General features: G+C 48.7%; 20 protein-coding genes. 7 read left to right on the top strand and 13 right to left on the bottom strand.

All coding sequences use genetic code 11. The features are described from left to right. Positions 1-49 precede the first annotated feature (49 nt). The 4 genes from ccoP to ccoN are packed head-to-tail and all read right to left on the bottom strand — an operon-like array spanning position 50 to position 3,270. Positions 50-1,018, bottom strand: a complete 969-nt coding sequence (ccoP, locus tag MHM89_RS03310) for a cytochrome-c oxidase, cbb3-type subunit III (RefSeq protein ID WP_022943663.1) — start codon at positions 1,016-1,018, stop codon at positions 50-52. Then, positions 1,015-1,200 (bottom strand): CcoQ/FixQ family Cbb3-type cytochrome c oxidase assembly chaperone, encoded by a 186-nt coding sequence (locus MHM89_RS03305; RefSeq protein WP_045978669.1) that lies wholly within the window; start codon positions 1,198-1,200, stop codon positions 1,015-1,017. The genes ccoP and MHM89_RS03305 overlap by 4 nt, the downstream gene beginning before the upstream one ends. A 5-nt stretch (positions 1,201-1,205) precedes the next feature. After that, positions 1,206-1,826, bottom strand: coding sequence for a cytochrome-c oxidase, cbb3-type subunit II (ccoO, locus tag MHM89_RS03300; protein WP_022943665.1), 621 nt, complete (start codon positions 1,824-1,826; stop codon positions 1,206-1,208). 10 nt (positions 1,827-1,836) lie between these two features. Continuing rightward, positions 1,837-3,270, bottom strand: coding sequence for a cytochrome-c oxidase, cbb3-type subunit I (gene ccoN, locus MHM89_RS03295; RefSeq protein ID WP_022943666.1), 1,434 nt, complete (start codon positions 3,268-3,270; stop codon positions 1,837-1,839). Between the two features lie 310 nt (positions 3,271-3,580). On the opposite strand from ccoN, the gene MHM89_RS03290 reads away from it, so the two are divergent. From MHM89_RS03290 to MHM89_RS03280, 3 genes are all read left to right on the top strand, one after another. Next, entirely contained in the window at positions 3,581-4,072 is a 492-nt protein-coding gene (locus MHM89_RS03290) for a hypothetical protein (RefSeq protein WP_239408059.1), read from the top strand. Between the two features lie 557 nt (positions 4,073-4,629). Continuing rightward, on the top strand, positions 4,630-7,374 hold the full coding sequence (locus tag MHM89_RS03285) for a TonB-dependent receptor (RefSeq protein WP_239383898.1): 2,745 nt from the start codon (positions 4,630-4,632) through the stop codon (positions 7,372-7,374). Positions 7,375-7,486: 112 nt separating this feature from the next. Beyond that, positions 7,487-8,860 carry a hypothetical protein gene (locus MHM89_RS03280; RefSeq protein ID WP_239408058.1) on the top strand — a complete coding sequence of 458 codons (1,374 nt, stop codon included), beginning with the start codon at positions 7,487-7,489 and terminating at the stop codon, positions 8,858-8,860. 12 nt (positions 8,861-8,872) lie between these two features. Here MHM89_RS03280 and MHM89_RS03275 read toward each other — a convergent pair whose 3' ends face one another. The 8 genes from MHM89_RS03275 to MHM89_RS03240 all read right to left on the bottom strand — a co-directional run bounded on the left by MHM89_RS03275 (position 8,873) and on the right by MHM89_RS03240 (position 20,654). Further along, on the bottom strand, positions 8,873-9,124 hold the full coding sequence (locus MHM89_RS03275; protein ID WP_022943670.1) for a hypothetical protein: 252 nt from the start codon (positions 9,122-9,124) through the stop codon (positions 8,873-8,875). Positions 9,125-9,143: 19 nt separating this feature from the next. After that, positions 9,144-9,950 (bottom strand): CsiV family protein, encoded by an 807-nt coding sequence (locus MHM89_RS03270; RefSeq protein ID WP_082079271.1) that lies wholly within the window; start codon positions 9,948-9,950, stop codon positions 9,144-9,146. Continuing rightward, positions 9,947-13,423 carry a transcription-repair coupling factor gene (gene mfd / locus MHM89_RS03265; RefSeq protein WP_045978672.1) on the bottom strand — a complete coding sequence of 1,159 codons (3,477 nt, stop codon included), beginning with the start codon at positions 13,421-13,423 and terminating at the stop codon, positions 9,947-9,949. The genes MHM89_RS03270 and mfd overlap by 4 nt, the downstream gene beginning before the upstream one ends. Before the next feature lie 13 nt (positions 13,424-13,436). Beyond that, a complete protein-coding gene (locus MHM89_RS03260; RefSeq protein WP_239408057.1) occupies positions 13,437-14,336 on the bottom strand; it encodes a carbon-nitrogen hydrolase in 900 nt (299 codons plus the stop codon). After that, positions 14,333-15,373, bottom strand: coding sequence for an agmatine deiminase family protein (locus MHM89_RS03255; RefSeq protein WP_138547176.1), 1,041 nt, complete (start codon positions 15,371-15,373; stop codon positions 14,333-14,335). Before MHM89_RS03255 ends, MHM89_RS03260 begins: the two co-directional genes overlap by 4 nt. Before the next feature lie 118 nt (positions 15,374-15,491). Then, positions 15,492-16,076: a PilZ domain-containing protein gene (locus MHM89_RS03250; RefSeq protein WP_045978675.1), complete on the bottom strand. Its 585-nt coding sequence runs from the start codon at positions 16,074-16,076 to the stop codon at positions 15,492-15,494. Between the two features lie 205 nt (positions 16,077-16,281). Further along, entirely contained in the window at positions 16,282-19,455 is a 3,174-nt protein-coding gene (locus tag MHM89_RS03245) for a multidrug efflux RND transporter permease subunit (protein WP_138547177.1), read from the bottom strand. Between the two features lie 8 nt (positions 19,456-19,463). Next, positions 19,464-20,654 carry an efflux RND transporter periplasmic adaptor subunit gene (locus MHM89_RS03240; RefSeq protein ID WP_045978677.1) on the bottom strand — a complete coding sequence of 397 codons (1,191 nt, stop codon included), beginning with the start codon at positions 20,652-20,654 and terminating at the stop codon, positions 19,464-19,466. A 387-nt stretch (positions 20,655-21,041) separates the two neighbouring features. Between MHM89_RS03240 and MHM89_RS03235 the strand changes: the two genes are divergently transcribed. Further along, positions 21,042-21,623, top strand: coding sequence for a TetR/AcrR family transcriptional regulator (locus MHM89_RS03235; protein ID WP_022943758.1), 582 nt, complete (start codon positions 21,042-21,044; stop codon positions 21,621-21,623). Here MHM89_RS03235 and MHM89_RS03230 read toward each other — a convergent pair. Beyond that, complete coding sequence (locus tag MHM89_RS03230) at positions 21,610-22,896, bottom strand: Glu/Leu/Phe/Val dehydrogenase (RefSeq protein ID WP_138547178.1); 1,287 nt, start codon at positions 22,894-22,896, stop codon at positions 21,610-21,612. The genes MHM89_RS03235 and MHM89_RS03230 overlap by 14 nt on opposite strands. 236 nt (positions 22,897-23,132) lie before the next feature. Here MHM89_RS03230 and MHM89_RS03225 point away from each other — a divergent pair, with 236 nt between their 5' ends. From MHM89_RS03225 to secF, 3 genes are all read left to right on the top strand, one after another. After that, positions 23,133-23,558 carry a hypothetical protein gene (locus tag MHM89_RS03225; RefSeq protein ID WP_239408056.1) on the top strand — a complete coding sequence of 142 codons (426 nt, stop codon included), beginning with the start codon at positions 23,133-23,135 and terminating at the stop codon, positions 23,556-23,558. Positions 23,559-23,634: 76 nt separating this feature from the next. Continuing rightward, entirely contained in the window at positions 23,635-25,464 is a 1,830-nt protein-coding gene (secD, locus tag MHM89_RS03220) for a protein translocase subunit SecD (RefSeq protein ID WP_239408055.1), read from the top strand. Then, positions 25,457-26,356 carry a protein translocase subunit SecF gene (gene secF, locus MHM89_RS03215; RefSeq protein WP_138547181.1) on the top strand — a complete coding sequence of 300 codons (900 nt, stop codon included), beginning with the start codon at positions 25,457-25,459 and terminating at the stop codon, positions 26,354-26,356. Before secD ends, secF begins: the two co-directional genes overlap by 8 nt. Positions 26,357-26,372: the final 16 nt, after the last annotated feature.

Genomic DNA, 26,372 nt, shown 5'->3' with positions numbered 1-26,372 from the left:
AAAAGCCTCCAAATTAGGAGGCTTTTTTGATTTCAATTAATCTAAGCGATTATTTTTCCTGAGACAGGCTGTATACGTATGCCGTTAACAGGTGAACTTTGTCCTCGCCAAGAATTTCTTTCCAAGCGGGCATGACACCAGCGCGACCGTTACGTAGCGTCTCTTCTACTGAACGCTTTGAGCCACTACCATATAACCAAATGTTATCGGTAAGGTTAGGTGCCCCAAACGGCAGGTTATGAGCAACAGAGCCTTTACCATCAGCACCGTGACAGGCAGCACACATAGCGAACTTAGCGGCACCGGCTTCAGCGTCTTTTTGGTTAACTGTACGTCCGGAAAGGCTAAGTACATAGGCGGTCATCTCTTTGATACCTTGATCACCCAATGCAGCTTCCCAGCTTGGCATGGCTGCTACACGACCGTGCAGTAACGTTTCTTTGATCTTATCTGGCGAGCCACCATATAACCAATCATTATCGGTCAGATTAGGGAAGCCGTCACCGCCACGAGCATCAGAGCCGTGACATTGCGCGCAGTTTTGTAAGAACAAACGTTGACCAATTTCTAACGCCTTTTCATCCGCTGCTAAGTCAAGTACATCACGCTTGGCAAAAGACTCAAAGATAGGGCCATAGCGTTTTTCAGCGGCACGAATTTCATCGTCAAGCTGAATACGGTAGCCATTTTCTTCGGCTTCACTGACGGCTTGCTTTGACTCTTCTAAAGACGTAATGCCTTGGTTCGAGCTTTTCCACTTAAATAGGCCTTCAAAGTTACCTAAACCAGGGTAAGCAGCAAGGTAAAACACTGCCCAAATAAAGGTGGCGAAGAACATGTATGTCCACCATTTTGGTAGTGGGTTATTCACCTCTTCAATGCCATCAAATTCGTGGCCACAACTTTCACCCTCTTTTACACCCACGTAGTTTTTCAAGTTCCAAACTAGTAGAGCAAAAATGAGAGCTAGACAGGCCACTGTTAACACGATGACCCAAATACTCCAAAAGCTAGTCATTTCTCAGACTCCTTTTCCTCATGTGTGATTGTGTTTTGGTGTTTCTTTTCGTCTTCAAACACCGAGTTGGCTGCGTCGTCGAAGCGCTTCTTACTGCGCTTACTGAATGCCCACAACACAATCACGATAAAAAGTACCATTATTACCAGAGTTAAAATGCCTCTGAACGTGCCGTAATCCATAATAATTACTTCAAGTGTGTGCCAAGTTGCTGCAAGTAGGCGATTAAGGCTTCCATTTCGGTTTTGCCTTGCACCGCTTCTTTGGCGCCTTGAATGTCTTCATCCGTATAAGGCACGCCAAAATCCTGGAATACTTCCATTTTCTTAGCCGTTAACTCGCCATCAAGTACGTTTTCATCCAACCAAGGAAAAGCTGGCATGTTTGACTCTGGAACCACTGCGCGTGGGTCCATAAGGTGGGCGTAGTGCCAATCGTCAGAGTAGCGCTCGCCTACACGTGCAAGGTCAGGACCGGTACGTTTTGAGCCCCATTGGAAAGGGTGATCCCATACCGACTCACCAGCCACCGAGTAGTGACCATAGCGCTCTACCTCGTCACGGAAAGGACGGATCATCTGTGAGTGACAGTTGTAACAACCTTCACGAACATAGATATCACGGCCTTCAAGCTCAAGCGCTGTGAGTGGGCGTAGCCCATCTACAGGCTCAGTGGTGTCTTTTTGGAACATCAGCGGGGTGATTTCCACAAGTGCACCAAAGCTAATCGCGAACACCGTTAGGATGGCCATCAGGCCGACGTTCTTTTCAACAATTTCGTGTTTGTTGCTAGAGTTTTTATTGCTCATCATCTACCCCTTAAGCTGGTTGTGCCTGTGTATCGTCAGCGATTGCGCCTTTTTTGGCAGCAATGGTGCGATAACAGTTATAAGCCATAACCAACATACCCGTTACGATGAATACACCGCCTAGGAAACGCATGATGTAGAAGGGATAAGACGCTTCTAGTGATTGTACGAAGCTGTACATTAAGGTGCCGTCTTCGTTCACTGCACGCCACATTAGACCCTGCATTACACCTGAAATCCACATTGCCACGATGTAAAGAACAACGCCCACAGTGTGTAGCCAGAAATGCGTGTTAACCAGCTTGATGCTGTACATACGACCATGGCCAAACAATGCCGGAATTAGGTGATAGATTGCACCAATAGAAATCATCGCTACCCAACCAAGCGCACCAGAGTGTACGTGACCTACGGTCCAGTCAGTGTAGTGAGATAGGGCGTTTACTGATTTGATAGCCATCATCGGGCCTTCGAAAGTCGACATGCCGTAGAATGACAGTGAGACCACCAAGAAACGCAGTACTGGGTCAGTGCGCAATTTGTGCCACGCGCCCGATAGGGTCATGATACCGTTGATCATGCCGCCCCATGAAGGTACGAATAAGATCACCGACATCACCATACCTAGCGACTGTGTCCAATCTGGAAGAGCCGTGTAGTGTAGGTGGTGAGGACCAGCCCAAATGTAAAGAGAGACAAGTGCCCAGAAGTGTACAACCGATAAACGGTAAGAGTATACAGGACGCCCCGCTTGTTTAGGAACGAAGTAGTACATCATACCAAGGAAGCCCGCTGTCAGTAGGAAACCTACAGCGTTGTGGCCGTACCACCATTGCACCATGGCATCCACCGCACCGGCATAAATGGAGTATGACTTGGTCAGCGAAACCGGCACCGCCATGCTGTTTACAATGTGTAAAACGGCGACCGTGATAATGAAACCAGCATAGAACCAGTTTGCCACGTAAATGTGTGACACCTTACGCTTGATTAGCGTGCCGAAGAACACCACGGCATACGAGACCCACACGACGGCAATCAGAATATCAATTGGCCACTCAAGCTCAGCGTACTCTTTTGAGCTAGTAATACCCATAGGTAAGGTAATTGCTGCAAGTACGATGACAAGTTGCCAGCCCCAGAATGTGAAGGCCGCGAGTTTGTCGGAGAAAAGACGGGTTTGGCAGGTGCGTTGTACAACGTAGTAAGACGTTGCAAAAAGGGCACTGGTGCCGAAAGCGAAGATAACTGCGTTCGTATGTAACGGACGAAGTCGAGAGTAAGTTAGCCATGGGGTATCGAAGTTCAACGCTGGCCAGGCAAGCTGGGCGGCAATCAGAACACCGACACTCATGCCAACGATGCCCCAAATCACTGTCATAATAGCGAATTGGCGAACAACTTTATAGTTGTACTCAGTTTGTGATGCTACTGTTTGGCTCATTGTCAGGTTTCCGCTGCATTATTATGCGATTAGAAATGAATTACCTATTCTATGCGAATAGGCCCTACTGATTGTGCTCCAAGCCCGCTATCTAAAACCCTCAACACTTTGAGCATTTCAGAAAACACACTCGAAACACGCTTATTATTTTCGGCCGAAATGATAAAATTTTTGACCTTAAAAAGATAGCGCAAATGGCTAAAATAATGACTTCAATCAAATTATCCCAAGAAGTTGGGGAAAATTTAACTGACTTCTGGTGTAATAAAGCATCAGCCGAATAATGTGTTAGCTACAAGTACGTAATACAGTGACAGAATCGATTACTTCACCACGCTTTGAGCGTGAAAAAAAATACCGCCCAAGCGGCCACCCCCTTCGCTCTGGTGTCGGCGTACTGATCTGCACATTACTGCTTATCGCTGGTTGTGACAGCGACTCGACGACAAGTATAGAAAATCTCAGTCCGAATACCAGTTGTTGCGAGCATCAGCAGCAAACACATCAAGACATTACCTTTGCCTTGAGCACTGAACAGGTTCACCCTGAGAACCCGTTCGCGATAAAACTAACACTGCCTGAGCACACTCAAGTAATTAAAGCGCACCTAGAGGGTGTTGGCATGTACATGGGACGTATCCCGGTTTTGTTCAATAAAGTGGACGCGGGCACTTGGGTTGCAAGCACTCAAGTAGGGAGTTGCAGTGAACCAACAATGCGCTGGCAACTTGTTGTTAAAACTGCACAAAACACTCAACAGCAAACTCATCACTTCCAATTTATCTCGACCCCAGCATATTAAAAGGCGAAGGCACTGGCTCACTCGGTGTCGCTAAGCTGGTGCGACAAGTCTTTATTGCGCAGCGAATATATGTGTGTCTGTGAAGTGATATGCATAAAAAATCATCCAAACCTGTATTAAATTCGTTCAAGTTAAGTGGTTGCATCATTCTCACGTTGATTGCGATCGCCGTGCGCTTATAAAAAATAGTGGAGGTTTTTGAATGGGGTAATAAGTTTGTGTGTATAGGTTGTAAATAATCATTTAAGTTAAAACAATTACTGCTGGTTACATTGAATTACAAAATGCGTACACATAGTTTCATTGGTCAAATAAGTGTATGAAAGTGGGGTGGGTGGCTTGCTTTTGCTGGTTTGTGGGTTGATACATTTATAACATTTCTTTACATGGGTAATGTATCTATATACCTATAGCCTGGTTGGGTTAAAATTAAATCTCCCATTCAGTTATCGTTCATTTAGATAGTCCTAAGTTGCGTCTCGTTATGCAGTACCTTCATATAAAAATGAACTGCTATCGGCCCGATATGGGTAAAAATTCAACAAGTAGGGTTTAATATGAAAAAGACACAACTAGGGCTAGCCGTTGCTGCGGCACTGCCTATGTTCTCAAGTGTTCAAGCAATTGCGGCAGATTCTTCAGCTGAAGCAATTGAAAAAATTCAAGTGACCGGCTCACGCATCAAGCGTGCCGACATGGAAACTGCTAGCCCAGTTACATTGATTGGTGCCGATGACATCAAAGCGATGGGCGCAACCAGCATCGACAGCGTTTTGCAAAAAATGACTGCGACCGGCGGTGCCATGACCAACCCAGGTATCAACAATGGTTCAGGCGGTAACGCGCGCATTGACCTACGTGGTCTTGGTGCTCAGCGTACGCTAGTACTTGTAAATGGTCGCCGTATGATTAACTCTGGTACTGGTGCAGCGTCAACTGTTGACCTTAACACTATCCCAGTATCAATGATTAAATCAGTTGAAGTACTGAAAGATGGCGCATCTGCAGTATATGGTACTGACGCGGTAGCGGGTGTTGTTAACATCATCCTTAAAGACAACTTCGAAGGTCTGGACATGAACCTTAACACTGCGATGAGCGGTGAAGGTGATGCCGAGGAAAGCTCTTTCGACATCACTGTAGGTGGTTCTTTTGACCGTGGTAACGTTGTAATTGGCCTTCAGTACACAGACCGTGGCGAAGCTTCTCAAGCAGACCGTGAATTCTCTAAGTGCCCAATTGCCGAAGCTGGCGGTGAGTTAAATTGTAACGGCGGTTCTGTATACGCTCAAGGCGGCCACATTTGGCAAGACGGCGTTATCGGTGATGTGAACAAAAAAGGTGAGTCTGTAGACGAAGACGGTAACCCAATCACTTCAGGTCTTGCGCTAAATGACTCAGGCCTTAGCGGCATGGGTGGTCTGCACCCGTTCACCGATGCAGATCGTTACAATTTCGCACCTGATAGCTACCTATACACGCCAATGGAGCGTTTAAACCTAACAGGTATCGCTAACTATGAGCTAACCGACGACACACGTCTTTTCACTGAGTTCACTTACAGTAAGCGTTGGTCTCAGCAGCAAATGGCACCGCAACCAATCTGGTTTGGCTTCAAGTACGATGAAGCAATGGGCGATTCACTATTAGGTCAAACATACAACTCAAAAGTTGACCGTGATGGTGACGGCATTGCTGACCGTGATGCTGATGGTGAGTACATCACTGAAACAGCTAACTACGCATATGGAGACCAAATCTTCTATGGTCGCCGTATGAGCGACACAGGCCCTCGTTTCTTCGAGCAGTCTGTAGACACAGTTCGTGCGGTAATTGGTGCAGAAGGTTTTGTAGGCGACTACGCTTGGGATGTATCAGCTAACTTCGGTCGTAACGACTCTGTTGATAAGCTAAGCAACCTACACAACGTAGGTTCACTTACTGACAGCATCATGTTTACAAATGACGAAGGTCAAGTTGAAGGTACATTTAACCCGCTTGATCAGGCTGCATGGACTTCTGAAGATTTCCGCAAAAATATTTACACCGAAGTAAACAACGGTGGTAGCCAACTATTCATCTTGTCTGCGTCTGTATCTGGCGAAATGTTCGAAATGCCAGCGGGTTACTCAGCATTTGCTGCAGGTGTTGAGCGTCGTCAAGAAAAAGCATGGTACACACCTGATTCACTAACAGCACAGGGTCTGGCTAACGATCCAGCAGTTGAACCTACCTCAGGTGGCTTCGATGTAAACGAAGCGTATGTAGAATTCGCTTTACCACTTCTTGCAGACGTGCCTTTTGCTGAAATGGTTGACCTAAGCGCAGCAATCCGTGCGTTCGACTACAGCACGTTCGGTAGCGATGAAACATGGAAACTAGGTCTTACTTGGAAAGTTAACGAAGAGCTAATGCTACGTAGTGTTGTTTCAACAGCATTCCGTGCGCCAACGGTTGACGAGCTATACTCTGGTAACTCTCCGTCATTCGAGCAAGTAGAGTTCCCTGGTGCGCAAGACCAAGCAGAAGTCACTGTAGGTGGTAACCAAGAGCTAATGCCTGAAGAAGCTGACACGCTAACTGCAGGCCTAGTTTATGAGCCAAGCTGGTTCGAAGGCTTCTCAATGACACTTGATTACTATGACATTGAGATTGAGAACGCAATCACTGAAGTAGACAACCAGTACATCGTTGATACTTGTCTTGAAGACGCAGATAAGAACTCTGGTCTAGCACTTTGTCAGTCTGCTAATGTAACTATCGACTCAACTGGTCGTATTATTTTCAACAACCAGTTGCAAAACATTGGTTCAGAGCAAACTTCAGGTTACGACTTGAACCTTAAGTATACTTTCGAAGCGGCAGGTCTAAACTGGCGTACAAGCTTAGATACAACTTTCCTTGACGAGTACATTGTTCAAGCAACTGAAGAGCCAGTTGATTATGCAGGTCTAATCACATCAGGTACTGGTGGTTATGCTGAAATCAAGTCAAACTTCACTTTGAACGTCTCGGGCGATAACTGGGATATGCAGTATCAAGCACGTTACATTGCTGGTATGGATAGCTTCAGCTGTCTTGAAAAAGATGACTGTTACGCACCTACAACTCCTAGTGTTACATACCACGACCTAAGTGGTTCATACATCGTAAATGATGCAGTAACGCTAACTGGTGGTGTGAACAACTTGTTTGATAAGCAGCCTCCGTACTACACAGGTAACAATGACTCAAACACTGACCCGTACACTTATGATGTACTAGGTCGTCGCTTCTTCGCAGGTGTGAACGTTAAGTTCTAAACTGCGTCAAGCTACGAGTGATAAAATGCCCATCAGCTTGCTGATGGGCATTTTTTATGTGTCTAAACAATGGTATAACTAAGTTGAATTCAGCAACCTAGGTACGGCTACTTTGCATCATCATATTAGCTTCAAACAAGATGAAGGCCTCAGGCTGCAAATCAGTCAATCGCTGTTGCCAAAGTCTCATTCGCTCGTGGAGTTGTATCTTTGCATTCCCAATGAAATGGGGATCAATCCTAATACTTTAAGTGAAGAAAGCTTTTATCATAACCATGTGAAAACGCGCATGGCTTATAACGCCAGTGGCATCCACCTGCCTTTGGTGCGCAGTCGTTTTATAAGTAAAAACCGAGGTGATGAGCAAGACTATCGGCAGAACCTCAACTTGTATTGTTATCAGGTAAGGTTGGCGTTAGATACCGATGTTAATGAAGCGTTGGCCATAAAGGAGCCGGATGCATTTTTTATTCGTGTTCAAGCCATGCAACAAGAAACTGAGCGGCTGTTAAAGCGTTTACGGCGGTATAAGCCCAAAGAAGAAAAGCTGTTGTCGTTTTTTTACAATGCCGATAACTTTCTTAGTTGGCACGCTGAGCAAGTGATTTTAAAGCTTCTTGATAAGGGACCAAAAAGCAGTGAGCATGCTGTTGAGCGCAAGCAATTACTTCAGTTTTGTGAGGCAGAAAACGGCTACCGCGAACAAAAACGTTATAACTCTGTATCTACTGTGGATGACCCCAATCGGCTAGCGAATAAAATGCATTTGTTGCAACGTTTAATCGAGCATGGGGTGGTACTCAGACGAGAAACTCGAAACTTAAACACCTTATTAAGACGAGTGGTTAAAGGCTCGGTCACCGCGATTATGATGGCCTTTGTCATGTTACTGGTGCTGACTGCACGGACCAACTTCACTCAGGTAACTATTGGTTTAGTCGCCTTATTAGGCACCATTTACGGGCTCAGGGAGATCTTTAAAGAAGACATCACGCGTATTATTTGGCGTCGTATTATTATGGGCCGTGCTAAATGGTTACAGTCTTTTTATAACTCCACTACGAAAGTGAAAGTGGCGAAACAAAAGGTCTGGTTGGAATATATAAAACCAACGCGGATCCCCAAAGAGATAGCGGCTATCTTCTCTAAGCGTCGACAGCAAAATAAGCAGGCAGCGCAATGGATGTATATGCGCTTTGAGTGTGATGTGCCCGTGAACACCTTTATGCCAGGCTACGATGCCTTGCACCAAAGCATCAACATTAGCATGGCGCCGATGGTGCGCTACTTACGTAAAGGGGAAGGGCGGGTATATGAGTACAGTGGCAAAAAAATCCGCAAGCATGCCGTTGAAAGGCGTTATCAAATTAACGTGGTACTCGTGACGCGTGATGATAATCACGAGGCTCAGGCCCAGCGCTATAAGATCACCCTCAATCGCTCACAAATAGTTGCCCTAGAAAAAATCGGCTCACCCAGTGCGTGAGCCGTGGCCTCGTTACAGCCCTTTTTCTGAATAGAGTGTTACTTTGTCGGAAACTAAGGTTATTTGAATATTTTTGCTTTCAGAACCCCAAATACAGTTAGTGTGAAGCGCTTTCTTTTCACACGCATCAGCTTCTCCAAGCAGGGCTTCGACTTCGGTTTTATCCATGCCCACAGACAGTTGCTCGTAATTCTCCAGCGTTACTTTCGAGCAGGCACTCAAGGTGAGCACGGTGGCTAAAGAGAGAAAGAGAGATTTTTTCATTGTTTTTCCTCACATTGAATTAATGGTTAAAGCGCCTTATTTGCACCAGCATGCCTAGTTGTGGGTGGTCAAAATAATGGATTTCGCCGGAAATAACACGACGAAATTGCGAAAACTCGCCACTCAAGTGTGTTTCTGTATCCCCAGTCTGACGCAATGTTAACGCCGAGGTAATATAGAGGTAATGGTTTAGATGTACCTTTAAAAAGCCATCTAACTGCCAAATTAAGTTATATTCCGGACGTATTGGGCTCAAAAAATCTGCGCTATTAGGCACATTTTTTGGCACTCGAGCAATTAGCTCACCCCCGTACAAACGGAATTTAGGGGCCGTTCGTTTCGACTGCCCAGGAAAGCGCCAACCTGTGTGCAAAAGCACTTGCCTACCGATGCGCGCCAGTTGATCACGCTTATCGCTAAATTGCAATTGCGATTGGGCTAGCACATAAGGCGTGTCGGTATGTTCATACACCTCACCATCGACGACCTGAGGTAAACGGGTCAGTGCGCTAAAATCCTCTTTGCTGTATTCACACGCTGCGGATACTTGGTTGTCACTTGCAAGCAGAGGTTTGGCAGGCGTAGTGGGTGGGTCAATCTGCCCCGCTAAGCACTGCTTGGTGAGCGTCGTGATATAGCCCTCAGTGATAATATCGTCATTACTGTGATAATCATCGAGCTTGGCATTGTCATTCGCTAAGGTCTCACTGATTAACGCATCAGGTTGGCTAAACACCAACACCTCAATTTCGAACCAGCGCCCATCGGCGGCGTAACTCAGGCTACTAAAACAGGCTGCCATCAGCGTGGCCATTATTCTTATCATTTACTTCCTACCTTGGCTTCGAAATCCGCAATCATCGCGGTGATCAGTTTTAAGCGCTCTTGAGCATTGGCTTCATCAATCATAAAGCGTAACCGATTGGCGCCTTCCATTCTATAGTGCTGTGGATCAGCTTGAATTAAACCAATAATAAACTCGGGGCTAACCTTGGTCTGTTCACTAAATTCAAAGTACCCGCCTTTGGGGTTGGCCTCAACTTTAGTGATACCCAAGGCCCCGGCGCGGATTTTCAGTTGTTGTACGGCAAATAAATTCTTGGTGGCATCAGGGAGTAGGCCGAAACGGTCAATAAGTTCGACCTTCAGCTCATCAAGGGCATCAAAATCACTGGCACTGGCGATACGCTTATAAAGCCCCAAGCGTAGATTAACATCACTGATGTAATCATTGGGCAATAGCGCAGCCAGTTTAATATCGACTTCGGTGTGTGATTTAATCAGCTTATCTAAAGTGGGTTCTTGGCCATTTTTTAGCGCTTCCACCGCTTGCTCTAACATCTCCATGTACATGCTAAACCCGATGGTCTGGATTTGCCCGCTTTGCTCATCGCCAAGTAGTTCACCGGCGCCGCGAATTTCTAAGTCATGGGTGGCCAAGGTGAAGCCCGCACCGAGGTCTTCAAGGGACTCGATGGCCTCTAAGCGTTTTTGCGCGTCTTTCGACATCGCTTTAGGGCCCGGGGTGAGCAAATAGGCATAGGCCTGGTGGTGGCTGCGGCCGACGCGCCCACGCAACTGGTGCAATTGCGCTAAGCCGAGACGATCCGCGCGGTCCATAATAATAGTATTGGCACTGGGGATATCAATGCCGGTCTCTATGATGGTGGTACACACCAACACATTAAAGCGTTGATGGTAAAACTCACTCATAAGGCTTTCTAATTCACGCTCGCGCATTTGACCGTGGGCGACCGCGACACTGGCTTCAGGCACGACTTTGCGAATATCCTCGGCAGTGCGCTCGATGGTTTCAACGTTATTATGGAGGAAATACACCTGACCACCGCGTTTAATTTCCCGCAAAATAGCTTCACGGATCATGTCATCGTCTCGTTGGCGCACAAAGGTCTTCACCGCTAAACGTTTGGCCGGCGGCGTGGCAATAATGGATAAGTCACGCATGCCACTCATGGCCATGTTTAGGGTTCGCGGAATTGGCGTGGCCGTTAGGGTGAGAATATCGACATCTGCACGCAGGGCCTTAATTTTTTCTTTCTGGCGCACCCCAAAACGGTGCTCTTCATCGACAATAAGTAAACCAAGGTCGGCGAACTTAATGTTTTCTTGCAACAACTTATGGGTGCCGATAACAATATCGACTTGGCCATCTTTTATTTTGGCTAAGGTGGCATTTTGCTCTTTCGTGGATTTGAACCGTGACAAAATATCGACTTCCACAGGGAAGTCGGCAAAGCGGTCACGGAAGTTCTCAAAGTGCTGCTGCGCCAACAGTGTGGTGGGCACCAATACCGCCACTTGCTTAGAATCGGCAACGGCAGTATAGGCTGCGCGCATCGCCACTTCGGTTTTACCAAAACCGACATCACCACAGACCAAGCGATCCATGGCATTTTTGCTTTGCATATCGCTGAGCACGGCATCAATAGCATTTTGCTGATCGTCGGTGGCCTCAAACACAAAATTATCGCTGAATTGTCGATAACCGGCATCATCGAGAGCAAACTTATAGCCTGGCTTAGCTTGGCGTTTGGCATAAATATCGAGCAGCTCAGCGGCCACATCACGGACTTTCTCGGCAGCGCGGCGTTTGGCTTTCTCCCAAGCATCAGAGCCAAGTTTATGTAATGGCGCGCTGGCTTCTTCTCCCCCGGAATAACGACTGAGCATATGCAATGCCGATACCGGTACATAAAGCTTGGCGTCATTGGCATACATGATGGTGACGAATTCCGTGGCAACACCTGCTGCGTCCAACGTTTCTAAGCCCACATAGCGGCCCACACCGTGGTCTAAATGAACGATTGGCTGACCTTCTTTGAGTTCTGCTAAGTTGCGGATCAGTGCATCACTGCTGGCCTGGTGTTTATGTTTACGGCGGCGGCGTTGTGACACGCGGATCCCGAGCAGTTCTTGTTCGGTGATTAAACTGACACGGGCATTGTGAGTTAGCACCACGCTTTGCTCAAAAGGTGCCACTAGTAAAGAAATATCCGCGTCGCTGTCTAGGCATTGTGCCAAGGTATCAAAGGCGCGGATTTTCAAGCCGCTGGGTTTGAGCAACGTTAGTAGCGCTTCACGGCGGCCATCGGATTCTACGCACAGCACGATACGCGCGCCTTGGCGTTTTTGCTCTACGGCATAATCTAAAAAGGCGCCATAGGGAGGCTGCTTACTATGATCTATGCGTACCTCGGGCAACGGCTCGCAGGGAAGATTAAAGTAGCCGGCTTTGGTTGGCAGCTTCGCTTGCGATAAATCAATGCGCGGATAGGCTTTGCACTGTTGGTTTAACTCTTCAATGGGCAAGTAGAGCTGGTTAGGTGGTAACAGCGGTCGCAGAGGGTCCACCTTGCGGCTTTCATAGCGACTGTGCACATCATCTAAAAACTGCTGGGCACCATGTTGGGTATCGCCCATATGCATAAATACCGCTTGCTCGGGTAGATAATCAAATAAGGTGCCCAAGTGCTCAAAAAATAGCGGCAGGTAGTACTCAATACCAGCGGGCAGGGCGCCTTTGCTGACTTGCATATATACCGAGTCTTGCTCGGCACTGGCACCAAAAGCCTCGCGGTATTGGATACGAAAACGTTCAATGTCGCTATCCGTGGTGCCAAATTCATGCGCCGGTAATAAATTGATGTGGCTTATATTATCGCTAGAGCGCTGGCTGTCGACATCAAAGTGACTCATGCTGTCTATTTCATCGTCGAACAAATCAAAACGTACAGGCGCGTTTTGACCCATTGCGAATAAGTCGACCACCGAGCCGCGCACCGCATACTCACCATGGGCCATCACCTGCTGAGTATGGATGTAACCGGCATCATCAAGCTGTTTGCGTAGCTTGTCGATGTTAAGCGTGTCACCAACCTGATAAACAATGGCATTGCCGTAAATAAATTCTTTCGGCGCTGCACGCAGCATGAGTGTGGCAACGGGCACAATCAGCACGCCGTGGCTGATATTGTTCAAACGACTGAGGGTATGCAGCCGGGTAGAGACAATGTCTTGATGAGGTGAGAAATGATCATAAGGCAATGTTTCCCAATCAGGAAACACCATCACTTCATCACGGCTCAAGGTAGCATGTAATTCATGCTCTAGCTTCAACGCACTGGGGGTGTCCGGTGTCACTAACACCACTAACTGCTGATGTTGCTTAACCGCTTCGCCAATGCTTAGAGCGAGGGCACTGCCATGTAGCTGGCCCCACTTTATTTTGTCTTGTTGTGTCTTTACCCAAGGCAATTCAATGAACTGCGCTAACTGCATGGAATACTCCGTTTTAATCGCGATAAAGTTTGGTTAAATCATCATAGTGGTCGATGCGGCGATCGCGTAGGTAGGGCCAAATACGACGGACTTTTTCGCCGCGCTGTAAATCGAGCTCTGCCACTAATACTTCGGGTTTATCATCACTGGCCGTGGCCAGTAACTCACCCTGCGGCCCGGCGATAAATGAGTGACCCCAGAATTCGATCCCGGCGCTGTGGCCGCTTGGATCGGCCTCAAAGCCGGTGCGGTTGGCACTGATAACATAGACACCATTGGCCACTGCGTGGGCGCGCTGGGAAATAACCCAGGCATCTTGCTGGCGTTGTTGCTCAGCAACGTCATCATTTTTATCCCAGCCAATGGCGGTCGGATAAATCAAGATTTCGGCACCTTTAGTAGCCATTAATCGCGCTGCCTCTGGAAACCATTGATCCCAACATACCAACACCCCTAAGGTGCCAAGCGAGGTTTTTATTGGCTCAAACCCTAAATCACCGGGCGTGAAGTAAAACTTCTCATAAAACCCGGGGTCATCAGGAATATGCATTTTGCGATACTTACCAGCAATACTGCCATCCGTTTCCAGCACCACGGCGGTGTTGTGGTACAAGCCGGCTGCGCGACGCTCGAACAGTGAGGCAACAATCACCACCCCAAGCTCTATTGCAAGCTCGCCAAAGACTTGCGTGCTCTGACCAGGTATGGTCTCAGCCAAATCAAATTGCTCGACATCTTCGCTTTGACAAAAATATAAGCCAGTATGAAGCTCCTGCAGGACCACCAGTTGGGCGCCTTGCGCGGCTGCTTCACGAATGCCGTTAATAGACTGTGTTAGGTTGTAATCACGCTCGGCGGTATTTTGCTGTTGCACCAAGGCAACGCGCAATGATTGTTGGGTTGGGGCGCTCATCGTTCCTCCAAAAAGCCATGCGGTAGTTGCATGGTTATACAGTGTAAGCTGCCAAATTGTTCAATCAGCGCGCGACAATCGATACCGATCACCTCACGCTCAGGATACGCCTTGGCGATTTGCTTAAGCGCCACGGCATCATGTGGGTCGTTATAGGTTGGCACCAACACCGCGCCATTGATAATTAAATAATTCGCATAGGTGGCCGGTAAGCGCTGACCCTCGGCGTTGGTGATGGGCCTGGGCCAGGGGAGGGCAATAAGGTGATAAGGCTCATTATCGAGCCCTCTGAGTGCCACGAGCTCCTCACGCATCGCGCCCAAAGCCTGATAGTGCTCATCGTTAGGGTCGTCACAATGCACGTAAACCAGCACATTATTTGGAGCAAAACGCACTAAAGTATCAATGTGGGAGTCGGTATCATCACCAGCTAAGTAGCCGTGCTCTAACCACAGGATTTTTTGTGCTCCTAGTAGTTGCGCTAAGGTGCTGTCGATTTGTGCGGCCGATAACTGTTGGTTGCGGTTCTCATTGTGAACACATTGACGGGTACTCAACAGCACCCCATGCTCGTTGATTTCAACGGCGCCGCCTTCAAGGATAAATTCGCTGCGCTCTACGTTTACTTGAGCGCTAAGGGCCTGAGCGAATACTTGCTGGTTAATGGCGTTGTCTTTCTCGGCTGCATATTTACCGCCCCAAGCGGTAAACTGACAGTCGAGGGCTTTTAACTGCTTGCCATCACTTAAGGTCAGTGGGCCATGATCGCGCGCCCAGGTATCGTTGCACTGAGCGCGGACAAAACGCACCTGATTCAAATTGGTGTGTTGTGCTGTCAATCGCGCGCGGATATGGGCTTCAAGGGCTTCATTGTCGACAACGATAAGCAGCTCTTGACGTTGGCTAATATGATCGCACAGCGCTAAATACACGCTCTCAACAGCCGCCAAATTCGCCGCCCAATCAGTATTCGAATGCGGCCAGGTTAACATCACGGCATCCTGCTGATGCCACTCAGGGAGGAGTCTAAACGTCATTTCAATGAATCACAGAAAAACAAGCCGCTAGTTTAGCACTTACAGCTTGAATGTCAGCTAAATAAGGCGCGGAATTATTATCATAGAGCACCGCCAGAAACGGGTAGGTATCTAAGCGTTAATTTTCGCGTTGCTGTTCATGGCGCTTTTTCAGTTGTCGAGTCTGAGCGTGTAAACTGGCACGTACGAGAAGCTCTTGGTCTTGCTCGCGAATGGTAGCAAAAAGAATCTTGTGCAAACAGCCATCGTCTTGGGTATCAACCTCAATGACTTCGCCATAGCAATAGATGGCGGCGGCCTCTTGCTCTAAAAACAATTTACACCGCACATACTGGCCAACCTCCATTGGCTGTTCACGTCGTAAGGTAAACCCTGAGCCACCATAGCTTTGGCAGCGTTCATTGGGTTGGTCGGTACTTTCCTGCATCAAAATATGGCTAAGAATAAGATCGATTTTACGGGACTGCAGTGATAAGTAGTGGGCGAGTTCATTGGCGGTTTCACCGAGCAGTCGCAGCGGTCGAAGCGCTGATTGTTCGAGCGTATTGACTTCATTGGCGAGCCGAAAAAGCGGCGGGATATCGCGCTCTAGAGCGTCGGCGTCGGTGGGAACGAGGGCGGATTCTATGCTCTCTACGACGACATTCACGCTTTCTTGAATTTGAAAAAACTCGGCGAATAACTCGCTTTTTTCATTGCTCATGTTGCTCACTTATCTCAACCACATTACTTAAAAGACCTTGTCGGCACAGTCATTGTTGCACAGCACTATGAGCAGCGCTGCTATTAAGTCTTACCCTACTGTCGAAAGTAAGTTTTAACTTGCTGATTTTTCTATAGTAGCTGTCATTGCAACGTTTGAAAAGAAAAGGCGCTATAACAGCGCCTTTGAGAGACTTTTTGGCAGGCTACAGTAGGCCTTCGTCAGTTTCTACCTGCTCCTTTTTATGCTGCGCTGCGATTTCCTCGCTCAGCGCTTGGCGTGAGCGTTTTTCACCAATTCGGCGCTCAGTAAGCCAATAGAAGAACAGTGGAACAAAGAACACGGCTAGGAAGGTCGCGGCCATCATCCCGCCCATCACCCCGGTTCCCACACTGTGGCGGGCACCGGCGCCAGCACCAGAGCTCAACACTAAGGGCACAACGCCAAGAATAAACGCCAGTGAGGTCATAATTATGGGGCGAAAACGCAGCCGGGCTGCTTCTAATGCGGCGGCGGCAGCGCTCCAACCTTGCTGATGTTTGAGCAAGGCATACTCAACAATCAAAATGGCGTTTTTGCCCGCTAAGCCCAGTAGGGTGACCAGACCAATTTGGAAGTAGACATCATTTGTGAGCCCTGCCACCCAAATTGAAATCAGTGCGCCAAAGGTACCAAAAGGCAAAGCCAGCATCACCGACAAGGGCAAAGACCAACGCTCGTATAAGGCTGCAAGAATCAAAAACACCATGATCACCGCTAATCCTAATGCTAATCCGGTGGTGCCAGAACTGCGTTTTTCTTGAAACGCGGTGCCGGTCCAGTCATAGGTCATACCCGCTGGCAGCACTTGCTCGGCGATACGTTCGATTTCGGCAATCGCTTGTCCGGAGCTGTAACCTGGCGCAGCTTCACCGAGTAACTTTACGGCGGGTAAATTATTATACCGACTCAAGCTATCCGGCCCTCGGGTAAATTCCACCGTGGTGAAAGCCGACATCGGCACCATGTCACCAGAGTGACTCTTGACGTAAATTCGGCCTATATCTTGCGGCTGCATACGATATTCGGCATCAGCAGACATCAATACTTGCCATGCACGTCCAAACTTATTGAAATCATTGACATAGTAAGTGCCCAGCGTACCGGCCAGCGTATTGAAAGCATCATTAATATTGACTCCCATAGCTCGCGCTTGCTCCCGGTCTATATCCACTTTTAGCTGTGGAGCGTCGGGGCGCCACAAGGTTTGCACACTGCCGACAATCGGGCTTTTTTGTGCTTCATTCATAACCAGCTGCATGGCTTGTTGAAGCTTTTCTGGGCCACCTGCGCCTTTATTTTGAATGTAAAACTCAAAACCACCGGTGGTGCCTAAGCCGAAGATAGCGGGGGGGTTAAAAGCCAGCACTAAGGCTTCATTGATGTGTGCGGTTTTGCCAAACAACTCTGCCACTAAGGCCTTGGTATCGACCTCGCGGTCATCCCAATGGGTTTGCGTAACAAATAAGGTTGCGGCGGAGTTTTTATAGCCGCCCCCGATAAAGTCAAAGCCAGTAAAAGCGGCGACATTTTCGTTGGCTGGGTTGGATTTAACCGCCGCGACCACTTCGTCAACCACCGCTGCGGTGCGCTCTAGTGATGAACCATCCGGTAGAAAAACAGCGGCAATGTAGAAGCCTTGATCTTCATCGGGCACCAAGGAGCTCGGCGTTTTTTGCCAAATGCCAACGGTTGCGCTGACCATGGCTATCATTAACACCAGCCCAAGCACGCCACGACGCACCATAAACCCTACGGCGCCCACATACTTATGGGTCACAGCGCTGAAGAACTTATTAAACCAAATAAAGAAACCGGCTGTTTGTTTGTGCTCATGCTTTAAAATCATCACACACAGCGCCGGAGTCATGGTTAACGCCACCACACCAGAGAGACTCACAGAGATAGAGATGGTAATCGCAAATTGGCGGAAAAGTTCACCAGTTAGCCCACCCAGAAAAGCAATCGGCACGAACACTGAACACAGCACCAAAACAATGGCTACCACTGGCCCAGAAACCTCTCGCATCGCCTTGATAGCTGCTTGGTGAGCACTGACATGCTCTTCGTGCATAATGCGCTCAACATTTTCAAGCACCACGATGGCGTCATCAACCACAATACCTATAGATAACACCATGCCAAATAGCGTTAGCGTATTGATGGAATAACCCAACATATACATGCCAGCAAAGGTGCCTAATAACGAGACCGGGACCGCTAATGTAGGGATAAGTGTGGCACGCCAGTTCTGTAAAAATAAGAACACCACCAGAAATACCAATAGCATGGCTTCGGCCAGGGTTTTTACCACCTCACGAATGGACACCTCGACAAAGCGGGTGGTGTCGTAAGAGACCACATGCTCAAGACCCATAGGGAACTGCGGTTTGAACTCAGCCATCACGCCGTTGACTTCTTTGGCTACGTCCAGCGCGTTTGCGCCGGGCTGCAGAAATATCCCCAACAGCACCGCTTCTTTGCCATTGACGGTGCCGTTAAAGTTGTAATCCTTGGAGCCGAGCTCAACTCGCGCAACGTCTTTAAGGCGTAGGCTGCTGCCGTCGGGATTCGAGCGGACAATAATATTCTCGAATTCTTGTGGCTCAGACATGCGCCCGCGAGCGGTGACACTATAAACCAAAGATTGCGGTGACTTGGAAGTCGGGGTCGCACCAATTTTACCCGCCGCATATTGCGAGTTTTGCACCCGAATCGCATTGGCCACTTCATCCACGGTGACGCCCAATTGGCTCATTAAGTCAGGGCGTAACCAGATTCGCATGGCGTAATCTTTAGCGCCAAATATTTGTACATTGGTAGTGCCAGGGATGCGTTTAATACGATCGAGAATGTTAAGGGTGACATAGTTCGACGTCCACAATGACGAGCGTGACCCGTCAGGGGAGTAAAACGCATGCACTTGCAAAAAGCTCGACGAGCCCTTTTGCACCACCACGCCTTGCCGTCGAGTCTCCTCTGGTAAGCGAGCCTCAACCTGTTTCACGCGGTTGTTCACATCCACAGCGGCTTGGTCGACATCAGTGCCGATTTCAAAGGTCACCTCGATGGTGGTTGCGCCGGCGCTGCTGGAGGTTGAAGACATATACATCATGCCCTCAACACCAGTAATGGCATTTTCGATTGGCGCCGCCACTGTTTGCTCCAAAACTTCGGCGGAAGCGCCAGGATAACTGGCTGTGACTTGCACTACAGGAGGGGCAATTTCCGGATACTGAGCTATGGGTAGGGCACGCATGGCAGCTAAACCAGCAAGGACAATGACAATGCTGATCACAAAAGCAAAAATCGGCCTATCAATAAAATAACGAGAGAACATAATGCTGCTTATCCCTGCTGTTGCTGATTAGACACGGTAATGGGCATACCTGGGAAGAAAATGCGCGCCATGCCTTCGACAACAATTTCATCTCCGGCATTAATGCCGCTGCGAATAATCCATAGGTTCTCAGTCTTGTCACCGTTTTGTTTACGATACCACTCGCCCACCTGCACTGGAGCGGGACGAGCGATGGTTGCACCTTGTTCATTTTTGCCGACAACATACACAAACTTGCCGGTGCCATTATCCAACACCGCACGTTGGGGCACCACGAAGGTGTTGTTACGCACCGCGCCGATAAGTTCTACTTGCACGAACTGACCAGGGCGCAAACTAAACTCAGGATTTGGCACAATAGCCTGAAACTCTGAGGTGCCGGTATTAGGATTGATGCGCACATCAGTAAAGTTAACCTCGCCACCGTGATGGTACTCACTGCCGTCTTGCAAACGTAGGCGTGTTTGCCATTGGCCGTCTTCAGGTAAGCTCAATTCGCCCTTTTTCTGTGCCTGGCGCATCATAAGTTGCTCACGTTCTGAGAGACCAAAACGCACTCTGACAGGGTCTAATTCGGTAATATAGGTCAGCAGTAACTCGGGCCCTGGCACGAAGGTGCCCTCAGAGACTAACTCTCGGCCCATTACCCCGGCAACGGGAGCTTTGACTTGGGCATAGTCCAAGTTTAATTTAGCCTCACGCAGCTGCACTTTGCTGGCTTGTAAATCAGCGGTGGCGATTTGAACACTGGAAATGGCGTTATCATAATCGCGCTGTGATACTGATTTGTCTTCGCGTAACTTTTTCAGCCGCTTGGTTTCTCGCTGCGCTTGCTCTAACCGCGCTTGAGCGGCATTGACAGCCGCTTGGGCTTGCTCATAAGCGAGCTGGTAGGGGGCAAGGTCAATAGTGAACAGGGATTGGCCGGCATCGACCGTTTGACCTTCAGAGAAGTTTCGAGATTCCAACACGCCACTGACCCGAGCACGTATCTCCACCTCTTTCGAGCCTGATACCGTGGCTGGTACAGAGATAATAAAAGGCGCATCCACCGCTTTGGCGGTAATAGTTTCGACTTGGGCATTAGGCATGCCCCCTTGTGATTGTTGTGCTGGCTGCTCACAGGCACTTAACAATAATAAAGAGCTGAACACCAGTGTAACTGGACGTAATACAGTAGTAATAGAATAACGACGCATGAGTGAAGCGTTTCCCTTTGCAAATTGAATGATATGGGTCAGACGTTGTTATAGCGTGCTCTCGCAGGCGAGTTGCCAAGCCACACCGAGGTGACAATTCGCGGTTATTCTATGCGGGCGCAGGCTTTTTTTGGTGCATGTCATGCGCTCAAGTGTATCGGCATTACTGTGCATGAGCACAACATTGAAGACACAAATCGTGGCACGACCGCCAACGCTCAGTGTAGATGACAGCCGAAAATTTTTACATATTTAATTACGGGTGTTAGCACTGAGTAAACGAAAGTGTATACTTATTTTCATCTCAGGTATACATCTTCGTTTACTATTGCTGCGAATAATCATTGGTTCCGTTATACTGCGCAGCAAATCGTTGAGGGGCGGAATATGAGTAGTAATAAGCAGCAGGCGGTGATCACCGCTGCTATCGCATTATTTGCACAACACGGCCTTGCAGGTACCACTATGGAAGCGGTGGCGGGCAAGGCAAAGGTATCAAAGCGCACGTTGTATAAATATTACTCCAGTAAAGAGCATTTATTTGATGGTGTGGTGGACCTACTCATAGAGCGTATTCGTCCACTGCAAGAAAACCATTTTTGCGCGCAAACCCCGATAAAAGAGCAATTGCAAGCACAGGCCCATGTCGGCTTACGATTGACACAAGACAAAGACTACCTGACCCTGTCGCGTATTGTTATGATTGAATCGTTGCGTTCGAAAAAGCGCGCGGCCAAGCTGCAAGAGCGGTTTCAAAGTTTTGAGCAAGGTTTGCACTCATGGTTTTATGAGGCGCAGCAGCAAGGTGCTTTGGGTGAAACGCCCGCCGAAATCGCTGCTGCCGTGTTCTACGGGGGCATGAAAAAGTTGGCATATTGGGAGCAGCTCATCAAGTGGAAACCGCCGGTGGAAAAAGAAAAGCTCGACCAGTTAGTCGAGCTTACCTGTCGGATGTTCACTCGCCATTAAAATAATCGGGCGTGCCATGTGCTTCAATACCGTCACTGAGACGCTTGAGTGCGACGGCATAGACCGCATCGCGAAAATCGAGTTCTTGGCGCTGTACTTGCTCGTTAGCGCGCGCAAATGCACGGCGCATCACTTGCTCTAGCTCTTGCTCAACCCGCTCGCGCGACCATTGGTAACCGCAGCGGTTTTGTACCCACTCGAAGTAGCTGACAGTCACACCACCGGCGTTGGCCAAAATATCAGGGATCACAATGACACCCTGTTGTTTTAGTATACTGTCGGCATCACTGGTCACTGGGCCATTAGCTATCTCAACGATATATCGTGCTTTAACTTGCTCAGCATTATCAGCGGTGATCACGCCGCCTAGTGCAGCGGGAATTAAAATATCGACATCGCAGTGCAGCAGCTCCTCATTGGAGAGGGTGTCGTAGTCCTGACTTTCACACACTGAGCCTTCACAATAGACCGCTTTAAGCTCTTTATGTTCTTGCTTTTGCTGATAGACGCTATCAACGTTGAGACCTTCTTGGCGATAAATAGCTCCTTTAGAGTCACTAACGGCCACCACTTTATAGCCATCGTTGGCGAGTAAACGGGCAACATGATAACCGCCGTTACCGAAGCCTTGCACTGCCACTGTGGTTTGCTGAGGGTCGAGATTGTCACGTTTTTCTAATTCTTTAATACATAGGTAAGCGCCGCGCCCAGTGGCATCGTCGCGGCCAATACTGCCGCCGAGAGCCAATGGTTTACCGGTGATCACGCCGGGATTCTTAACTCGGGTAATTTTTTCATACTCATCCATCATCCAGCCCATAATAAGGGCATTGGTATACACATCCGGTGCTGGAATATCACGCTCAGGGCCAATAAAATCGGCCATAGAGCGCACATAGGCGCGTGATAAGCGTTCAAGTTCAAAAGGAGATAAGGTTTTCGGGTCGACACTCACACCGCCTTTAGCGCCTCCAAATGGAATATCGACGACAGCGCATTTGAGCGTCATCCACAGCGCTAAGGCTTGTACCTCTTCGCTGTCAACTTCGGGGTGAAAGCGAATACCGCCTTTGGTCGGGCCGAGCACATTGTTGTGCTGGCAACGGTAGCCAGGGAAATACTGAACATGGCCATCATCCATACGCACTTCAACGTTCACGTGCATCATTGCCTGCGCGTGACTGAGCGTGTTGAGAACTTGTTGTGAGCACTGGATGGCATCCCCGATGCGTTTTAATCGTGTCACTGCGTCGTCAAAAGTTGTGCTACTCATTGGGCCTCCATTGGCATGATTCGATTTTGCTTAAGAGCAAGGTCGAACTATTTAGAGCAATTATTTTTAGTACCTAAATCAAACGTCTATATAGCGTTTGTGGTTCACTTTTTAAGGTTATTTAATCTCTGGGATTGAAATAGATAAAATCAACCCTATCTCTAAGAGGCATTCAATGTCGGCAACTGGCCGAGCATAAATATAAGTACAAGGCACCCATGCGCAACGGTATAATTATGGTCATCGTGTTAATGACGCTGCTTTTGAGCAGTGCATCCGCGCTTGCCCATACCCATACCACAGCAGCCGAATCACCGCTCTGCTCGTTGATGGTGCAAGAACCCATGCAGTGTAGTTTTGATGATGTCAGCGCCGATGGCGCCTCAGAGCACCAGCGCCCAGCACCGCACCCCGCGCAATTGCCAGAGCGCGCTATGCGTACTCACCCCAGCTATTTTTTACACCCGGAGCAACAACCACTTTACTTGCTGGCGTACACATTGGCGCAGCACACTGCGCCGTTTAAACAGCGCTTTAAGGCGCCACCCGCCAGCCATTTTGAGCCTTGGTATATCGCCAGGGAGCAGAAAAAATGTGGCCTTATCAATCACTGTCAGGCCGCGAACTTAACTTATCGTAGCCGGCTTCACTACGAGTCCTGAGTTAAATCGACCTTCTTTCTATCAATACCGAAATCAAGATTTAACACGCTTGCTGAGCAAGCGAAAAGGACTCACAATGAGACAACAACCTCACTCGCAAGAGCGAGTCAAAGGCGCGTCGGCGCTGAGCAGACAGCTGCGCTTATTTACCGTTATTAGTGTTATTTTAGTACTTTTTCTTAGTGCGCTTCCCAATATCTACCCTGATCATGCTGTAGTGCATGTGGCGTCTGTGCACACCCACAGCGATACCGTTAATATTAAAACACAGTTGACAGAGGCTGGTTTTACCCTCGCAAAGGCGCACTATGATGCTGGCGAGCAACGCTTTGATATCCGTTTAACTGATCCCGCACGCAGTGTCGAAGCCGCACGTATATTGCGTGAGCATGGGCATGAGCAGGTCAAAGTTGTCAGCCAAAGCAGCACACCACAGTGGCTTCAAAGTTTGGGATTAGCACCGATGAAGCTCGGTCTGGATTTAGGGGGAGGGGTGCTATTCGTATTGCAAGTGGATACTGACCAAGCACTCGCCACACGGTTAAAGAGCATTGCCGAAGAGGCCAATACGCTGAGAGTTAAAGCGCGTTTACGGGGCATAAAAATACACTCGCCGCAAAATAACGAAGTACGCTTAGTGGCAGCGCCAGCTAACCAAGCACACTTACAGCAATTGGCTGATAAGTTGCAGGCGGCCTATCCAAAACTGGATATCGGTAGCGCCCATCAAGGCAGCTTAGAAATAGTATCCTTACGCTACCTGGATGCGCAGCAACAGCAATTTGCTCAGGCAGATATGACACAAGCGTTGGCTACTTTGCGCTCGCGCATCGAGGAGCTAGGTATAACCGAGGCTGTGGTGCAACGCCAAGGCGAGCGGGCTATTCGTATTGAGCTACCCGGTGTGCAAGACCCCAGTGAAGCAAAGCGTATTATTGGTGCCACTGCACAGCTTTCTTTTCACGGCCTGCAAGAAATTGGCGGTAAGCGGGTGCGCACTGAGCAAGGGCACAGCATTGCCATAGAGAGTAAAGCAATATTCACGGGTGCAGATATCACCGGTGCTCAAGCCGGTCGAGATGAAATGGGGCAGCCGATGGTACAGTTGCAACTATCCTCAGCAGGGGGAGACAAAATTAATCGGTTCTCGCGTGCGCACATAGGTCAACCCATGGCTACCTTGTACAGTGAATATGTAGCGGATGCTCAAGGTGAGGTGCGAATGCGCGAGCAGGTCATATCTGTGGCGACCATTAACGAAGCATTGGGAACACGTTTTAGTATTACCGGGCTGGGTACCTGGCAACGGGCTCAAGACTTAGCCTTAGTATTGCGCGCAGGCTCACTAGAAGCACCCATTACCATAGTCAAAGAGCAAACCATGACCCCCAGCCTCGGTAAGCAAAACATAGAGAACGGTTTTAACGCTTTGTTATTGGGCTTAGCGCTAACATTGTCGTTTATGCTGCTGTGGTACCGGCGTTTAGGGGTTGTCGCCAACCTTGCATTAGCAATTAACCTAATTGCTTTGGTGGGGCTAATGTCACTGCTACCCGGCGTGGTATTAACGCTACCTGGGATTGCCGGTTTGGTGCTGACTATTGGCATGGCGGTGGATACCAACGTCATTATATTTGAGCGTATCAAGGAGGAACTGCGCTTAGGCAGAACCCGCTTACAAGCTCTTAAACGTGGCTATCAAGGCGCGATGAGCAGTATTATTGATGCCAACTTAACGACATTTATCAGTGCCTTAGTGCTTATCGGTGTGGGCTATGGCCCAGTTAAAGGCTTTGCCATTACGTTAGCGCTGGGCATTCTCACCAGTGTATTTAGCGGTGTATTGGTGTCTTCTTACTTGTCACACTGGTTGTTCGCAGCACCGAAGGAGGTGCGTCATGGCTAAGTATTTTTCGCAATTACGCCATTTGGGAATGGCGGTTAGTATGCTTATGTTGGTACTCGCCGGCACTGTGATTGCTATCAAAGGAGTGCCGTTAGGCCAAGATTTTACCGGCGGTTATGTGCATCAATTTCAAGCACCTGAGACACTCACTCAGCAGCAATTGCAACGCCAACTCGAGGGCTTACTGAGTGGCGAGTTTCAATTAAGCGCACACAGTGATAATCAATACCAATTGTTTCAACCACCGAGCGAAGGGCAGAGCAACCCCAAGTGGCTCGATACCTGGGTCAGTGACAACGCATTGGTGCTACTGGATAGCAGCTTTTTAGGTGCACAGGCCGGTGACGAGCTCATCGACCAGGGGCTGATGGCGTTGTTATTCGCAACCCTAGCGGTGATGCTGTATTTAGTCTGTCGCTTTGAATGGCGTTTAGCGCTGGCGGCCACCTTGGCGTTGGTGCATGACGTTGCACTGACACTGGCGGTGCTGGTGCTTTTTGACATTCCTTTCACCTTAACCGTGTTAGCTGCCATCCTTGCCATCATTGGCTATTCGCTCAATGACTCCATTGTCATCGGTGATAAGGTGCGTGAGATTGTCCGCGCGAAGCCTGCACAATCAGTGGCGCTGAGTATCAATACCGCCATTGCCGCATCCATGAGTCGTACACTTATTACCTCAATGACCACACTGGCGACGATTATCAGTATCTGGGCGTTGGCAGGGCCGCCTCTGCAAGGGTTTGCCATCACCTTGTTTGTGGGTGTGCTGGTGGGCACTTGGTCATCGGTGTTCATCAGTGCCACCGTGCCACATTGGTTAGGACTTAGCGCCGAAAACTACACCAACCAAGACAGTGATGAGGTAAAACGTCAACTCGCTCAACCTTAGCGTTACTGCCTATCTA

The sequence above is a fragment of the Pseudoalteromonas sp. CNC9-20 genome (assembly GCF_022347875.1).
Classification (GTDB): Bacteria; Pseudomonadota; Gammaproteobacteria; order Enterobacterales; family Alteromonadaceae; genus Pseudoalteromonas; species Pseudoalteromonas ruthenica.
This window is presented reverse-complemented; position numbering and strand designations above follow the sequence as displayed.

Excerpts from the sequence above, each read along its gene's own strand:
- MHM89_RS03255 (WP_138547176.1), bottom strand. The coding sequence starts at position 15,373 with ATGACGTTTAGACTCCTCCCTGAGTGGCATCAGCAGGATGCCGTGATG.
- MHM89_RS03230 (WP_138547178.1), bottom strand. The coding sequence starts at position 22,896 with ATGAGTAGCACAACTTTTGACGACGCAGTGACACGATTAAAACGCATC.
- ccoO (WP_022943665.1), bottom strand. The coding sequence starts at position 1,826 with ATGAGCAATAAAAACTCTAGCAACAAACACGAAATTGTTGAAAAGAAC.
- MHM89_RS03245 (WP_138547177.1), bottom strand. The coding sequence starts at position 19,455 with ATGTTCTCTCGTTATTTTATTGATAGGCCGATTTTTGCTTTTGTGATC.
- ccoP (WP_022943663.1), bottom strand. The coding sequence starts at position 1,018 with ATGACTAGCTTTTGGAGTATTTGGGTCATCGTGTTAACAGTGGCCTGT.
- MHM89_RS03285 (WP_239383898.1), top strand. The coding sequence starts at position 4,630 with ATGAAAAAGACACAACTAGGGCTAGCCGTTGCTGCGGCACTGCCTATG.
- secD (WP_239408055.1), top strand. The coding sequence starts at position 23,635 with ATGAGACAACAACCTCACTCGCAAGAGCGAGTCAAAGGCGCGTCGGCG.
- MHM89_RS03260 (WP_239408057.1), bottom strand. The coding sequence starts at position 14,336 with ATGAGCGCCCCAACCCAACAATCATTGCGCGTTGCCTTGGTGCAACAG.
- ccoN (WP_022943666.1), bottom strand. The coding sequence starts at position 3,270 with ATGAGCCAAACAGTAGCATCACAAACTGAGTACAACTATAAAGTTGTT.
- MHM89_RS03270 (WP_082079271.1), bottom strand. The coding sequence starts at position 9,950 with ATGATAAGAATAATGGCCACGCTGATGGCAGCCTGTTTTAGTAGCCTG.
- MHM89_RS03235 (WP_022943758.1), top strand. The coding sequence starts at position 21,042 with ATGAGTAGTAATAAGCAGCAGGCGGTGATCACCGCTGCTATCGCATTA.
- secF (WP_138547181.1), top strand. The coding sequence starts at position 25,457 with ATGGCTAAGTATTTTTCGCAATTACGCCATTTGGGAATGGCGGTTAGT.
- MHM89_RS03225 (WP_239408056.1), top strand. The coding sequence starts at position 23,133 with ATGGTCATCGTGTTAATGACGCTGCTTTTGAGCAGTGCATCCGCGCTT.
- MHM89_RS03305 (WP_045978669.1), bottom strand. The coding sequence starts at position 1,200 with ATGGATTACGGCACGTTCAGAGGCATTTTAACTCTGGTAATAATGGTA.
- MHM89_RS03275 (WP_022943670.1), bottom strand. The coding sequence starts at position 9,124 with ATGAAAAAATCTCTCTTTCTCTCTTTAGCCACCGTGCTCACCTTGAGT.
- mfd (WP_045978672.1), bottom strand. The coding sequence starts at position 13,423 with ATGCAGTTAGCGCAGTTCATTGAATTGCCTTGGGTAAAGACACAACAA.
- MHM89_RS03240 (WP_045978677.1), bottom strand. The coding sequence starts at position 20,654 with ATGCGTCGTTATTCTATTACTACTGTATTACGTCCAGTTACACTGGTG.
- MHM89_RS03250 (WP_045978675.1), bottom strand. The coding sequence starts at position 16,076 with ATGAGCAATGAAAAAAGCGAGTTATTCGCCGAGTTTTTTCAAATTCAA.